Source organism: Streptomyces sp. NPDC093085, assembly GCF_040683935.1.
Taxonomy (GTDB): Bacteria; Actinomycetota; Actinomycetes; order Streptomycetales; family Streptomycetaceae; genus Streptomyces.
The window spans coordinates 333,863-347,496 of the sequence record NZ_JBFBFB010000005.1 but is presented as its reverse complement, the minus strand read 5'-3'; the positions used below and the strand labels follow the sequence as shown (position 1 = coordinate 347,496).

Genomic DNA, 13,634 nt, shown 5'->3' with positions numbered 1-13,634 from the left:
ACTCAGTTGTCCTGCGCCATCTGCGGCCGCAGCGACCGGGAGCTTCCCCGCCCGACTCCCCAGGGCCGCTGCTGCATGTGGTGTGTTTACCGCATCGAGCTGCGGAAGTGCGCCCGCTGCGGACAGGACGGCCTCATCGCCTGCCGACTTGAGGAGGGGCCGATCTGCAGGCGTTGTTACAGCAGGGATCCTTCCCTGTCCTGGCAGGAGTGCGCCGGCTGCGGGCAGCGCAAACTACCGAAAAGCCGGCACGATGACGGCAAGGCACTGTGCCAGTCCTGCACTCCCAGGCCGGAGCGGAAGTGCATCCGGTGCGGAAAACTTCGACCGGCCCACGCCAACACTGAGGACGGACCGGTCTGCAACAGCTGCTATGCGCCCCCGCCCCGACTCTGCGGAGGCTGCGGCAACCTCCGGCGGATCAGAGTCCGTGCCGCTGACGGGCAGCCCGAGCTCTGCCGGAACTGCAACACGGGGCCGCTTGGGGTGTGCAGCGTCTGCGACCGGCAGGCGCGTGTCTACCGCGTGAGGGAGCGAGGAGGCGCCCTCCACTGTGACCGCTGCCGGCCGCGCACGCTCGCTCAGTGCGCCGACTGCGGCCGTGAGCGTGACGTGCGGGCCAACTGGCCCATCGGCCCGGTCTGCGACACCTGCTTCAATCGGCGCCGGCGGAACCCCGCGCCTTGCTCTCGATGCCAGACCACCCATGTCCTGATCGGCCGCGCTGACGACGGAGGCGATCTCTGCGGGCCCTGCTGCGGCACGGACATCACCTACAGCTGCAGCCGCTGCGGTTTTCCCGGCGACATCTACGACGCCGGACTCTGCACCCGATGCGCGGTCGGTGACCGCGTGCGCCAACTCCTTGCGCAAGGGGACGGCCCCGTCCCGCCGGCACTCCGTCCGCTGGCGGACGCGCTCGCCTCGGCCGACCATCCACGGTCCGTGCTGACCTGGCTTCGGACCAGTTCCGGCCCGAAGATCCTCGCCGAGCTCGTGTCCCAGAACGCGGAGATCACCCACGCGTCTCTGGACGCCCTGTCCCAGGACTACAACACGACCCATCACTTCCGGAAGCTCCTGGTGGCGACCGGCGTCCTGCCGGAGCGAAACGAGAACCTCGCCCGTCTGGAACTGTGGTCTGCCGATGTCCTGGCACGGCTTCCGCAGCATCAGATGAAGATCATCCGTCCCTTCGCCGAGTGGCACATCATCCGCGACGCACGACGCCGGTCATCCCGCGGCCGGTACACCACCAACGCCGCCACCAGCGATCGCAGGGACATCCGTGCCGCGATCGACTTCCTGAACTGGCTCGATGAGAAGCAACTCGACCTGGCCGCAGCCGGCCAGGAGGACCTGGACCTCTGGCTCACCACTCATGCCACACGCCGAAGGTCGATCGGAGCCTTCATCCGATGGGCCGGTGCCCGACGACTTACCAGCACGATGGCCCTTACGGCAGAGCGAACCGGTCTCCCAACCCAGTTCATCACCGAAACTGCGCTGAACGAGCAACTGAAACGCTGTCTGAACGACGACCAACTCCCCCTCGACGTCCGCATCGCGGGTGGGCCGATCGGGCTCTACGGCTTGCCCGTCGTCCGGCTGGTCGAACTGACCACTGACCGGTTCGAATGCACTGGGGACGACGCCTACCTCACCATCGAACGGAACCCCGTCCTCCTGCCGCCCAAGCTGGCACTGCTCATCGAGGAACAGATCGCACGACCGGCGGTCCGTTCCATGCTCCGGCCACCGCAAGACGGTCGCCCCACCTACTTGTTTCCGGGGGTGCCCGCCCACCGTCCGATCACGGCGCGGAGGATGGTGAACAAGCTGCGGCAACATGGCCTGGAAGTCATCAGCGCGCGCAATACCGCCATGCTCGAAGCTGTTGCCGACCTTCCTCCGATCGTGATCAGTGACCTCTTCGGCGTCAGCGCTTCCAGCGCCCACAGATGGGCTCGGTTCGCCCAGGACAGCTGGACGGACTACCTCGCTGCCTGCAGGAAAGACGACGCCGGTCCGCCGGAGAGATCTTGAAGATCACTGAAAGGTGCCTCACAAGCACATAGGTGTTGCTGGCAAGCAGGTTCTTGAAGCCTTGCTCTAACCGCACCAGCGGAGTTGCCTCGGCGACGGCAGACACGCCGACCGCGACAAGGCCACCGTCATGCGGGGACCGCGCACGTCCCCGCCGCAGGCCCGTTCGACTGAGCTAGCCACGCTCGGGTTCGTCATGGATGGTCAATGCTCCGGCGAGGTCGAGGTCGGCGACAGTGCCGTGTGCTCCGGCGCGGACGAGCAGCACTGCGCCGAGCGCGGTGCTCCAGAACGTCCTGGCCTCCACCCTGAGCGGTCGACGGGTCCTCCAGCCGCGACTGTCGATGAGCTGGCTCACGAAGCGCTCGGATTGCCGGAACAGCAACTGGAGGTGCTGGTCGACCACGGGGGCGAGTTCGGGCTTGGAGATCCCTGCGGCGAGTGCTCGCGCGACCGATGGGAGCGAGGGCATGGCCAGTACGGCGCGGGCGATGTTGCGCCGAAATGCCGCCGCATCGGGGGCTTGGCGACCGATGCGCTCGATCCGTCGGGCGTCGTGCAGCAAGCCGAGAAAGGCGGCGTGCACAAGCAGCGAGTCCTTGGAGCCGAAGTAGTAGGTGACCTGATTGGGGAAGACGCCTGCCGCGTTCGCGATCTCCGCGACGCTCACCTCAGCGCCGGGCCGCTCCTTGCAGAGCCGTGCAGTTGCCTCAATCAGCCGGCGCCTCGTCGCGCGACCGCGGTCCCGCGACCGAGCCGACGTTGATCGAGCTTCGGTCCGCTTCTTCTCCACACCCAAATTGTATGTGATACAACAAGGCTTCGTTAGTTTGTATCGCATACAAGAAAGGTCCAGGGGCATGCACCGGACTGAAGTCGTCGTGACCGGACTCGGCGCGATCACGCCACTCGGTGGAGACGTGGAGTCCACCTGGGACGCCCTGCTTGCCGGCGAGTCCGGCATCCGCGACGGCGTCCTGCCAGGCCACGAGGACACCGGCCTTCCCAACACCGTCGCGGGCACTATGGCGATCGACCCCGCCGAGCTGCTGCTGCCGGTGCAGGCCAGGCGGCTCGACCGCTCGCAGCAGGCGGCCTTCGCTGCGGCGGCCGAAGCCTGGGCCGACGCCGGCGCCCCGGAGGTGGACCCGGACCGGCTCGCATCGGCGATCGGCACGGGCATCGGTGGCGTGCGGACGCTGCTGAAGGAAGACGACGTACTGGAGGCGGCCGGGCCCCGGCGCGTCTCGCCACGCACGGTCCCGATGCTCATGCCCAATGCAGCGGCAGCGTTGATCAGTATCGAATACGGCGCGCGGGCCGGGGTCTACACACCCGTCTCGGCGTGCTCCTCCGGCGCCGAGGCGATCGCCCTGGGGGCCAGGCTCATCCGTGCTGGCGAGGCGGACGTGGTCATCGCGGGCGGGACCGAGGCCGCGATCACCCCGATCACCGTCGCCGGCTTCGCCCAGGCACAAGCACTCTCGCGATACACCGCCGGACCCGCCTCAGCGTCCCGGCCGTTCGCCGCGGACCGCAGCGGATTCGTCCTCAGTGAAGGCGCGGCTGTCGTGGTGCTCGAAAGCGCCGAGCATGCCGGCGCCCGAGGCGCGCGCGTCCACGCAGCACTCGCGGGCGCCGGCATCGCCGCCGACGCTCACCACATCACGGCGCCCGCTCCCGACGGCTCCGGGCAGATCGCGGCCATGCGGAAAGCCCTCGCGCAAGCCGGCTTGGCTCCCGAGCAGATCAGCCACATCAACGCCCATGCCACCGGAACTCCGGTCGGTGACGTCGCCGAGGCACACGCGATCGGGGAGGTCTTCGGCCGCGCCACCGTGACAGCCCCCAAGGCGGCGCTCGGCCATCTCTTTGGCGCCGCCGGCGCAATCGAAGCGCTCATTGCCGTCCTCAGCGTGGAGCACGGTGTCATCCCGCCTACCCGCAACCTCACCACGGCCGGCGTCGGTCCCGACATCGACCTCGATGTCGTCGCAGAGCGACGAGACGTCCCCCAAGAGGCCGTGCTCAGCAACTCCTTCGGCTTCGGTGGGCAGAACGTCTCACTCATCGTCACCAGCGCATGGCACCACGCGTCCCGAACAGCCTCGACCACACCATGACCCACACGAACGCACCATTGTCCGTTGAGGGTCGCCGCCGATTGATCGAGCGTTGCAAGACTCTTCCGATCGCGCATGTCGCCGCAGAGATGGGGAGTGGTCGGCCACTCGCATCGCCCAGGAGGTCGCCGTCGACGGGATTCTGATCTCGCGCCGTGCAGTCACCCGCCACCTGACCGCCCTCGGTCTGAACCGACGGGAGTTCATCGACCCCAACGGCAACACCAACCGAGAGCCGCAAACGATCACTCTCGACGGCCCGGCCACATACCGCGAACTGCACAACCGGATCTGCCGATGGTCGCCCGACCATCGGCAGATCCGGTAGACGCGGATCCCGGCGCAGTACCCCGAATAGGGCCACACCCGGGGCTGCCGGAGATGTTACGGCGAGGCCAGCACCCAGAAGCCAGGCCACTGCGTGACTCGAGTGGCGGCGCCTGCTGACCCAACGACTGAATAGTGCAGGGTCGGAACACCGCCTCTTCACCAGTCTGCTCCAAGTGGTGCCCCGGCAAGCGGACTCGCCAGATCGCCGGCGTGGTGAGCGCGGTGTCAGGCGGTGGATTCCTCCGCAGCATGGCGATCAAGGCCGACACATGCTACATCGCGAAGAGGCCGGTCAAGAACAGCATCAACACCAAGCGCGGCTACCGCGTCGATGTCCGGGGAAAGAAGCCTCACTACAATAAGTGGGGTGCTCGGCCCAAGGGCAAGGGACTGGGTGCGAGGTGGCGCCAGGTCCGCTACAAGAACAAGCACATGGGATTTCCGCACGTGCAGTACTACCGGGGCGGCAAGAGGTACGGAAAGTGGGCCTACCGGCCCGGTCTTCGGCATATCTACGGCGCCTGGCGATCCCTGTGACGCTCGGCCCGGAACCGAGAACTGACAACATCTGACAAGAGACTTGGGGAGCGCGGGGCAGGAGGGGCAGGACCTCTCCCACCCCGCGCTCCCCGAGCACTGTGAAGAGAAAGGGCTGTACCCATGTGGCTTGGCTGCACACCGGTCCTCGACGACGAGACCGGCCCGGCCGGGCGGGAGATCTCGGGGTGGCGGGTTCCCGGCATCGGTGAGATCGACGTCGAATCCGAAGGCTTTCGCCTGTCTGTGCTGCCCACCGGCGAGACGCTGCGCGTGGAACTGGCCTTCGCCGCCACGTACACCGAGTCGGAGACAGAACCGTACCGCCTTCTGGGACCCGCGACTTTGACGCTCGACGACGTACGGTCCATCGCGCTGCACACGCCGGGAGCACCCTCCGATCCCCTGTGGAAGAGGGTTCTTCACGGGGACCCGCACGACGAGGTCCTGCGCATGACATGGGACGAGGATGACGACGTCCTGCACATACGGGACGGCGGTGTCGTCCTGTCCTGCCGAGGTGGAACCTGGCGCTGGGCGACCGCCGCGTAGGCGCGAAGAGTCTCGGGCCGTCACGACGCATTGGGGCTGAAGTCCTGGCGAACGCAGGACAGTTGACCTCGACCGCTCCAGGGACCCTGGCAGAACCACGCTGAGCCCGAAAAGGGCGTACCAGAACGCCGCCTCGGCGTGCACGTTCCTTCCGATGAAGATCCCTTCGGCACCCAGGCCGCCCTCCGTGAGGAACGGGTAGGCGCCGCTGACGGTGGCTGTGGTCATGCGGTGGGTGGACAGGGTGAGCTTGCCGCCCCGCGCCGAGGAGGAGCCGGGGCGTCCGGACGGTGGGTAGGTCGGGCGCAGTTCCGGGTCGGAGGTCTCCTCGGCGCGACGTCGCGGCGGGGTTCCGGCGAGGCGGGCCTCGGCGAAACTGGCATGGGCGGCGCGCTGTTGGGCGTGTGATGTCTTGCGGGGGATGAACAGGTGGGTGGCGCTGGCGCGGGTGCGAGCCATGAACGTCTCTCCGGACAGGGCCGCGGCGAATTCAGCGGCGGACGAGGCCGGTGAACGGCGCGTGCAGGTCGGCCGGGGTGGTGCGACGGCGCACCAGGTGCGCGGTGCGCTGGTGGCGCTGGCAGACGGTCAGCTCCGGCGCCCCTTCGGGCAGACCGGCCTGGCACGCCTCGAGTTCGGGCACCTCGCCGGAGTCCGGCCGGGGTGCGGCGTGGTACGCGGCGTGGACATGGTCGGCGGCCTGCCAGATCCGGATGCGTACGGCGCGGAGGTGCTCGCCCTCGACCGGGACGAGCCGGCCGGTGCGGGCGGCATGGTGGCGGCGGTGAACGCTTCGGCCTGCTGCCAGGTGAGCGGCCGGAGGTCGCACTGGGCGCCGACGGCCGCGGTCTCCACGACCGCGCAGGCGGAGCGAAGTTCCTCCTCGGAGTCGGCCGAGACGGTCAGCAGGCCGGTCAGGGCGACATCCGCGTGGCCCGCGATGAGCCGGCGCTCCCGGGATTTGACGTCCTGGTACTCGATCGAGTCCGCCTCGGAGTCGACCCGCCCCCGTCGGGCTCGCTCGGCGGCGTCGGCGATCACGCTGGCCCTCCTGCGCTGGACGTCGCGGAGGGTCGCGTCCAGTCCCTTCGGCTCGTACGACAGCGACAGCGTGCGCCGGACCCCGGCGGTGAACAGGAGCTGGTCACCCTGGGTGCAGAAGCCATCTCGATTGTCAGACCGGGGTGCCATGCTTCCTGGATGGCCGGCAAAAACAGGGGGCGGCGAGGACCGGTTCGTCCCGCCGCGCTCGCGCGGAGAAGTGAACCGAACAGTGGACCAGCCGGATTGCTGTGGGCGACGACGCGTTCGGGGGCGCGGGCCGGTCGTGGGTTTCATTACCAGGATGCTGTCGGAGCGTGGCTGTGCGGACGCGTGCTGTCCGGTGCCCTCGGCGTCGATCGCATCGTCCCGGAAGGGCTGGAGGACCTCTCGTGTGCTTGCCCAACTTCCTGGCATGTACAAGTGAAGTCACGTCAGGAACGAGTCGGTGACTTTACGGCCGCGGGCGTGGCCGCACATCTCGTCACCGTGGTCGAGGCGCACGAGAAGCGTGAACAGGCCGCCGTGCCCGGGCGGTTGGCGACCGCCGCTCGGTGGCGGAGGGCGAGGCCGAGGGTGGTGTCACGGTAGGGACCCGTGGGGGAGCTGTGGAGCAGGGCTGTCGCCTCGTCGAGTACGGACGGATCGCCACGCTCCTCTGCGTCCAGCACCAGGTCGCTGGCGTGGTCCACAGGGTCCTGCCACAGGTCATGGCCGGTCTCCTCGGTGAGCCGGGACCAAAGTTCGCGCGGTACGCGCCGGTGATCGACCAGATATAGGAGGCCGAAGACATGCATTGCCCTGTTGAAGTCGGCCTCCGGCAGCATGGCGTCACCGTGGGCGAGAGATCGTGCTCAGTGGTACGCGGCGACCGTGTGCAGGACGCCGGTATCCACCGCCTCCTGCTCGTCTAGGAGTTGTCTTCAAATGTCACGCCCACATCAGGAGCGATGCCAAGGCGAGGGCTGCTTGGTAGGACTCGGCGGTCTTCTCGTAGCGGGTGGCGATGCCTCGCCATTGCTTCAGCCGGTTGAAGCACCGTTCCACCACGTTGCGGCGCTTGTAGATCCCGCGGTCGAAGGCGGGCGGGCGTCCGCCCCGGCTGCCCCGGCGGGCCCGGTTGCGGATCTGGTCGGCCCGTTCCGGAATGGTGTGGGCAATGCCCCGGCATCGCAGCCAGGTGCGGATTGCCTTCGAGCTGTATTCCTCAGTCACAGTGGCAGGACGCTATCTCGCCCGAGCGAATGGGCCGGTGCCAATGAGCGGCCAATCTGCAGGGCGAGTTCGCGCTCGCCGTCGACTGCCTGATTTGTCACCGCTGTTGCATCGGGCTGGGTTGAGCAGCTCTGTACCTCTGCCGCAGCGCCACTTCACCGAATCGAGAGGTTCTGGCCCGTTGCCGGCCCCGATGTACCCGGCGGCTACGAGCAGCGATCGCACTGCCTACGCGTCGCTGCCGCCCCAGTGTCTGCGGGCCTGCCGCTGATCGAAATTCCCGTTCGCAAGTCGAGAGGTCTGGCTACTCTCGCCAGGTGAGCTTCAACAACATTGCGCGGAAGGTTCGCGATGAGGCGCTTCCTCATGGGCTCCGCGTGGCGCAGCTCCGGTCTTGCGTGCAGTTGTACCGGCCGATCGGTTTTCACGCAACGCTGAGCTTTCTTGAAGCCAAGGCGGGTCCCTACAGCAGAGACGAGGGTGCTTTGCTCCGCGCGTTGGGTGTGCTGGAGGCCAGCCGGGACGCGTGGCACATGGAGCTGCGGGCGTTCGACGGGATGCGAAGGCTCGCCAAGGGGCAGGGGGCACGCCAACCGCGTCAGGCTGAGCGGAATCCGTATCGGGAGATGCGGTGGTCGGGAGCGCCACGGGAAGGGGCCCTGCATGCCCTGTCATTCCTGCGCGACCGGCAACGGATCCCGATGGTCGCCGGTGACCCTGTTGCTGCGGACCTGCACCGTTGTGTCATCGCCTGCATTGAATCCGGTGGGGCGTTGGCGCCGGAAGAGCGCCTTTTGCTGGCGGAGTGCGTCCGCAGACTCGGGGAACAACGGAACCCTGCCGCCTGGGAGGACGACAGGATGGGCTATTTCCGGACCCTCGATCTGCTCCGGGCCGCCCGTCACGTGGAGGTCGCAGCGGCTGGATGCGTGAGCGATGCGTGAGCGGACGCGTTGGGATGACGCGGCCAGATCTGGACTGGCCGTCAAGCAGTAGCTTTCTGAGCAGGCTGTTCCGGACTGGAGAGGTATGCGGCGGAACCGCCGGCAGGACCCTGCCGGGACTTGTAATGCGTAGGTCGTCGGTTCGAATCCGACAGGGGGCTCTGTCCAGCCCCAGGTCACCCACTCGGTGAGCTGGGGTTTTGTGCTCAGCGGATGCGGCGTCGGCGGCGGTGCTGTGCTGTGCGGTTGTCCGTGGTCCCAGTTCTGGTCTCAGTCGTGGGGCGGGTGCGGTGGTGCCGGGAGGGTCAGGGTGAACTCGGTGTGGCCGGGGGTGCTTTTGGCGGTGATCGTGCCGTTGTGGGCGGTGATTACGGCGTGGGTGATGGCGAGGCCCAGGCCGGTGCTGCCGGTTGTCCGGGAGCGGCTGTGGTCGGCTCGTACGAAGCGGCCGAAGATCTCGGGCAGGACGTCCCGGGGGATGCCGGGGCCGTTGTCCGTCACGGTCAGGGTGGCGGTGTCCGGGCCGGCCGTCAGCCGTACGCGGACCTCGGTGCCGGGCGGGGTGTGGGTGCGGGCGTTGGCGAGGAGGTTGGCGACGGCCTGGTGGAGGCGGTGTTCGTCGCCCCGTACGCGTACCGCCTTCGCCGGCAGGTCGAGCAGCCACCGGTGAGCGGGGCCGGCGGCGCGGGCGTCGTCCGTCGCGTCCAGGACCAGCCGGGTCAGGTCGACCGGGGTGCGGCCCAGGGCCCGGCCCGCGTCGATGCGGGCGAGCAGCAGCAGGTCGTCCACGAGCCGGGTCATCCGCTCCGACTCGGCCTGGATCCGCTCCAGCGCCCGCCCCACCTCGAGGGGTACGGGGCCCCGGTGGCGCAGGGCGAGTTCGGCGTGGCCCCGGATGTTCGCCACCGGGGTGCGCAGTTCGTGGCTGGCGTCGGCGGCGAAGTGGCGCAGCCGTTCCTCGCTGGCCTGGCGGCGCGCGAGGGCGTCGCCGACATGGCCGATCATCCGGTTGACGGCGGTGCCGACCTGGCCCACCTCCGTACCCGGGTCGGTGACGGTGACCGGTTCGGGCATGGCGATCTCGCCGCTGGCCAGCGGGAGTTCGGCGACGCTCGCCGCGGTGGCGGTCACCCGGCGCAGCGGGCGCAGGGAGAGCCGTACCCAGAGCGCGCCGGCCGCGCCGGTCACCCCGAGCGCGACGCCGAAGACCGCCGCCTCGACCCCTTCGAGCCGGTGCACCGTCTCCTCCACCGGCCGCAGCGGCAACCCCGTGACCAGGATGTCCTGGTCGTCCCCGGCCACGGCGGAGAGCCGGTACGCGCCGAGCGCCGAGAGCCGCAGCGAGCGCCCCTTCCGGTCGGCGGGCAGCGCGGCCAGGGCCCGCCGGTCCCCGGCGGTGAGCGGCACCGCGACATCCGCCTCGTCCTTGACGACGGCCGCCCGGGTGACCGTGCCGCCGAGCAGCCGCGCCCCGAACGTCCCCTCCGACTGGCCCCGGGTGTCCGGCTGGTTGTCGGCGTCCGGCCGGGCCTCGTGCTCCAGACTCGCCGCGAACCGTCCGCCGGAGGCGGAGAGCTGCTGGTCGAGACGGCGTACGAGGAACCCTTCGAGGGCTACGACCGTGGTGACGCCCACGGCGAGGCATGCCGCGGCGAGCAGCGCCACCAGTCCGGCCGTGAGCTGGCCGCGCAGGGTGCGGGGGAGGAGGCGGCGGGGGAGGGGGTGGCGTCTCACCGGGGCTCCGGGCTCCGGGACGCGCGTCGGGCGTCTCACCGGGGCTCCGGTTTCAGTACGTAGCCCATGCCTCGGACCGTGTGGATCATCGGGGGGCGCCCGGCGTCGATCTTCTTGCGCAGGTAGCTGATGTACAGCTCCACGACATGGGCCCGGCCGCCGAAGTCGTACGACCAGACCCGGTCGAGGATCAGTGCCTTGGAGAGCACCCGGCGCGGGTTGCGCATCAGGAAGCGGAGCAGTTCGAACTCGGTCCGCGACAGGTCGACGAGTTCCCCGCCCCGGGTCACCTCCCTGGCCTCCTCGTCCATCACCAGGTCGCCCACCACCAGCGGGTCACCGGCGGGCCCGCGCGCCACGCCCGCGCGGCGCAGCAGGCCGCGCAGCCTGGCCAGCACCTCTTCCAGGCTGAACGGCTTGGTCACGTAGTCGTCCCCGCCCGCCGTGATGCCCGCGATCCGGTCCTCGACGGAGTCGCGGGCGGTCAGGAACAGGACGCAGACGTTCCCCAGCTCGGCGCGGAGCGCGCGCAGCAGGCGCAGGCCGTCCGTGTCCGGCAGCATCCAGTCGAGGACGACGGCGTGCGGGCGGAAGGCGTCGGCCTCGGCGAGCGCGGAGGCGCCGTCGGCGGCGGTACGGACCTGCCAGCCCTCGGCGGTCAGGACGCCGGAGAGGACCTCGGTGAGGTCGGGCTCGTCGTCCACGACGAGGACCCGTACGGGGCCGCCGCCGTCACTGGGGATTCGTGCGGGGCCGCCGCCGTCACTGGGGATTCGTGCGGGGTCGCTGCCGTCTCCGGGGGCTCGTGCGGGACCGCTGCCGTCCCCGAGGGCTCGTGCGGGGCCGCCGTCTCCGCCGGGTGGGCGGGGCGGGGAGCGGTGGTTCTCCGGGGAGGGGTGGTTCTCCGGAGCGGGGTGGTTCTCCATGGTGCCCATGGTGCGGCCATCGTTCCCCGGCGGGCGCCCGGTCCGGCGCCCGGTTTGCTCTGAGTTTCCTCTGAATCCGCTCGGGCGGCCCGTCCGGGGCCGCTGTTCCAGGCCCCTCGCGGGCCCCATGCGCCGCCCCATGCGCAGCCCCATGCCGGCTCCTTCCACGGCCGCTTCCCGCCCTCTTCAGAGGGAACGCAGAGGTTGCCCTGCGACGCTGGTGGCCCACCGGCGAGAAAGGCGCCCCATGACGCCCCCCACCAGCACCGCGACCCCCGTACGGCACGGTACGGAACGTACTCCGTTCCGCCGTTCCGGGCTCCGTTCCGGGCTCCGTTCCGCCGTCCCTCTGCTGGTCGCCACCGCCGTCTGGGGCGGCGCCGCAGGGGTTCTCGCCCTCTGGTGGATCGATACGGCGGCGGTCGTCGGCGCCGCCGGGTGGCTGACGGACGCCGGGCGGATCACCGGGCTGCTGGCGGGGTACGGGTGCGCCGTCCTCGTGGTGCTGATGGCCCGCGTCCCGCTCCTCGACCACCACATCGGCAGCGACCGGCTGGCCCGCTGGCACGCGCGCGGCGGGCGGTACACGATCTCCCTGGTGGCCGCGCACACCCTGCTGATCATCTGGGGGTACGCCCTCACCGCGCACACCGGTGTGGCCGAGCAGACGGCCACGCTCGTCCTGACCTTCCCCGACATGCTGAAGGCCGCCGCCGGCACCCTGCTGCTCATCGGCACGGCGGCCGTGTCGGCGCGGGCGGCCCGCCGCAGGCTGCGGTACGAGACCTGGCACTTCCTGCATCTCGCGACCTATCTCGCGGTGTTCCTCGCCTTCTTCCACCAGCTCAGCAACGGCGCGGACCTCGTGGGCAGCCGGGCTGCCGAGTTCGCCTGGTACGTGCTCTACCTCGGCGCCGCCGCGCTGATCCTCTGGTACCGCTTCCTGGTTCCCGTACGGCGGAACCTGCGCCACCGGCTGCGGGTCGCCCGGGTCGTCCCGGAGGCTCCCGGCGTGGTCTCCGTCCACCTCACCGGCGACCGCCTCGGCGAACTGGGCGCCCTGCCCGGCCAGTTCTTCCGCTGGCGCTTCCTCGCCCCGGGCCTGTGGACGAGCGCCAACCCGTACTCGCTCTCCGCGCCGCCCGGGGAGCGGCTGCTCCGTATCACCGTGAAGGAGGCGGGCGACCACAGCGCGGCGCTGGCCCGGCTGGAGCCCGGCACCCGGGTCTGGGCGGAGGGCCCGTACGGTGCCTTCACCGAGGCGCGCCGCCGGAGGCCGAAGGTGCTGCTGCTGGCGGGCGGGGTCGGGATCACCCCGTTGCGGGCCCTGTTCGAGACCCTGCCCGGCGAGGTGACCCTGGTTCATCTGGCCCGCAGGCCCGAGGAGTTGGCGCTGCGCGGGGAACTCGACGCGATAGCCGCGGCGCGCGGCTCCACCGTCCACTGCTTCGTCAGCGAGCCCGCCGGTTACGCGCTGCCGCTGACCGCCCGTGCGCTGAGTGCCCTGATACCGGATCTCGGCTCGCACGAGGTCTATCTCTGCGGCCCGCCCGGGATGACGGCGGCGGCGGTACGGGCTCTGCGGCGGGCGGGGGTCCGGCGGAGGCACCTCCACCACGAGTCGTTCGAGTTCTGAATGTCCTGAGAGCCCTGAGAGCCCTGAGAGCCCTGAGAGTCCTGAGAGTTACGAGGAGACCTTCCGTGCGCCGAGCCGTTCTCGCCGCCGCGTCGACCACCAGCCTGGTCGTCCTGCTGCTCGCCCTCAAGCCCCACCACACCGGCGCCCCGGCCGCGACGGCCCCCGCGCCGGGCACTTCCGCGCCCTCCGCCGCCCCCTCTTCCGGGGCTCCTTCCGGGGCCACTGGCGCCCACGGCGACGGTACGTACACCGGTGACCCGGTGGACACGCCGTACGGCGCCGTCCAGGTCTCCGCCACGGTACGGGCGGGCAGGCTCACCGCCGTACGGGTGGACCAGGTTCCCTCCCGGGACGGGCACAGTCAGCGGATCGCCGACTACGCCGTGCCCCGCCTCACCCAGGAGGCGCTGGCCGCGCACAGCGCGCACATCGACGCCGTCTCCGGGGCCAGCTACACCAGCCAGGGGTACATCGGCTCCCTCCAGAGCGCATTGGACAAGGCCGGTGGCTGACCAGGAGGCCCGCCCGGCAGCCGGCCGGGGAGCCG

At 70.0% G+C, this 13,634-nt stretch carries 11 protein-coding genes and 5 pseudogenes; 8 read left to right on the top strand and 8 right to left on the bottom strand.

Annotated features, from left to right (window positions below):
- Window positions 1-612 precede the first annotated feature (612 nt).
- Window positions 613-2,046 (top strand): hypothetical protein, encoded by a 1,434-nt coding sequence (locus AB0O07_RS18090; RefSeq protein ID WP_365633927.1) that lies wholly within the window; start codon window positions 613-615, stop codon window positions 2,044-2,046.
- 175 nt (window positions 2,047-2,221) lie between these two features.
- Here AB0O07_RS18090 and AB0O07_RS18085 read toward each other — a convergent pair whose 3' ends face one another.
- The gene (locus AB0O07_RS18085; protein WP_365633924.1) at window positions 2,222-2,839 is read right to left on the bottom strand and encodes a TetR/AcrR family transcriptional regulator C-terminal domain-containing protein; all 618 of its coding nucleotides are present in this window, start codon (window positions 2,837-2,839) and stop codon (window positions 2,222-2,224) included.
- Window positions 2,840-2,906: 67 nt separating this feature from the next.
- On the opposite strand from AB0O07_RS18085, the gene AB0O07_RS18080 reads away from it, so the two are divergent.
- The 4 genes and pseudogenes from AB0O07_RS18080 to AB0O07_RS18065 all read left to right on the top strand — a co-directional run bounded on the left by AB0O07_RS18080 (window position 2,907) and on the right by AB0O07_RS18065 (window position 5,588).
- Window positions 2,907-4,169: a beta-ketoacyl-[acyl-carrier-protein] synthase family protein gene (locus AB0O07_RS18080; RefSeq protein WP_365633921.1), complete on the top strand. Its 1,263-nt coding sequence runs from the start codon at window positions 2,907-2,909 to the stop codon at window positions 4,167-4,169.
- Window positions 4,166-4,416: pseudogene (locus AB0O07_RS18075) on the top strand (hypothetical protein); the annotation flags it as partial. The gene AB0O07_RS18080 and the pseudogene AB0O07_RS18075, both read left to right, overlap by 4 nt.
- Before the next feature lie 332 nt (window positions 4,417-4,748).
- Entirely contained in the window at window positions 4,749-5,036 is a 288-nt protein-coding gene (locus tag AB0O07_RS18070; protein WP_365633918.1) for a hypothetical protein, read from the top strand.
- 123 nt (window positions 5,037-5,159) lie between these two features.
- The gene (locus tag AB0O07_RS18065) at window positions 5,160-5,588 is read left to right on the top strand and encodes a hypothetical protein (protein ID WP_365633915.1); all 429 of its coding nucleotides are present in this window, start codon (window positions 5,160-5,162) and stop codon (window positions 5,586-5,588) included.
- A 117-nt stretch (window positions 5,589-5,705) separates the two neighbouring features.
- Here AB0O07_RS18065 and AB0O07_RS18060 read toward each other — a convergent pair.
- From AB0O07_RS18060 to AB0O07_RS18040, 5 genes and pseudogenes are all read right to left on the bottom strand, one after another.
- Window positions 5,706-6,047: pseudogene (locus AB0O07_RS18060) on the bottom strand (ATP-binding protein); the annotation flags it as partial.
- Between the two features lie 31 nt (window positions 6,048-6,078).
- A pseudogene (locus AB0O07_RS18055) lies at window positions 6,079-6,363 on the bottom strand (DUF6238 family protein); the annotation flags it as partial.
- A pseudogene (locus AB0O07_RS18050) lies at window positions 6,357-6,731 on the bottom strand (SCO6880 family protein); the annotation flags it as partial. The pseudogenes AB0O07_RS18050 and AB0O07_RS18055, both read right to left, overlap by 7 nt.
- Window positions 6,732-7,063: 332 nt before the next feature.
- A complete protein-coding gene (locus AB0O07_RS18045) occupies window positions 7,064-7,456 on the bottom strand; it encodes a hypothetical protein (protein ID WP_365633912.1) in 393 nt (130 codons plus the stop codon).
- 103 nt (window positions 7,457-7,559) lie between these two features.
- Window positions 7,560-7,832, bottom strand: a pseudogene (locus tag AB0O07_RS18040) (transposase); the annotation flags it as partial.
- A gap of 329 nt (window positions 7,833-8,161) precedes the next feature.
- Between AB0O07_RS18040 and AB0O07_RS18035 the strand changes: the two are divergent.
- A complete protein-coding gene (locus tag AB0O07_RS18035) occupies window positions 8,162-8,788 on the top strand; it encodes a hypothetical protein (protein ID WP_365633910.1) in 627 nt (208 codons plus the stop codon).
- A 270-nt stretch (window positions 8,789-9,058) separates the two neighbouring features.
- Here AB0O07_RS18035 and AB0O07_RS18030 read toward each other — a convergent pair whose 3' ends face one another.
- The gene (locus tag AB0O07_RS18030) at window positions 9,059-10,522 is read right to left on the bottom strand and encodes a HAMP domain-containing sensor histidine kinase (protein WP_365633907.1); all 1,464 of its coding nucleotides are present in this window, start codon (window positions 10,520-10,522) and stop codon (window positions 9,059-9,061) included.
- A gap of 35 nt (window positions 10,523-10,557) precedes the next feature.
- Complete coding sequence (locus tag AB0O07_RS18025) at window positions 10,558-11,448, bottom strand: response regulator transcription factor (protein WP_365633904.1); 891 nt, start codon at window positions 11,446-11,448, stop codon at window positions 10,558-10,560.
- 247 nt (window positions 11,449-11,695) lie between these two features.
- Between AB0O07_RS18025 and AB0O07_RS18020 the strand changes: the two genes are divergently transcribed.
- Window positions 11,696-13,084: a ferredoxin reductase family protein gene (locus AB0O07_RS18020; protein ID WP_365633901.1), complete on the top strand. Its 1,389-nt coding sequence runs from the start codon at window positions 11,696-11,698 to the stop codon at window positions 13,082-13,084.
- A 65-nt stretch (window positions 13,085-13,149) separates the two neighbouring features.
- Window positions 13,150-13,599 (top strand): FMN-binding protein, encoded by a 450-nt coding sequence (locus AB0O07_RS18015; RefSeq protein WP_365633898.1) that lies wholly within the window; start codon window positions 13,150-13,152, stop codon window positions 13,597-13,599.
- Window positions 13,600-13,634 lie beyond the last annotated feature (35 nt).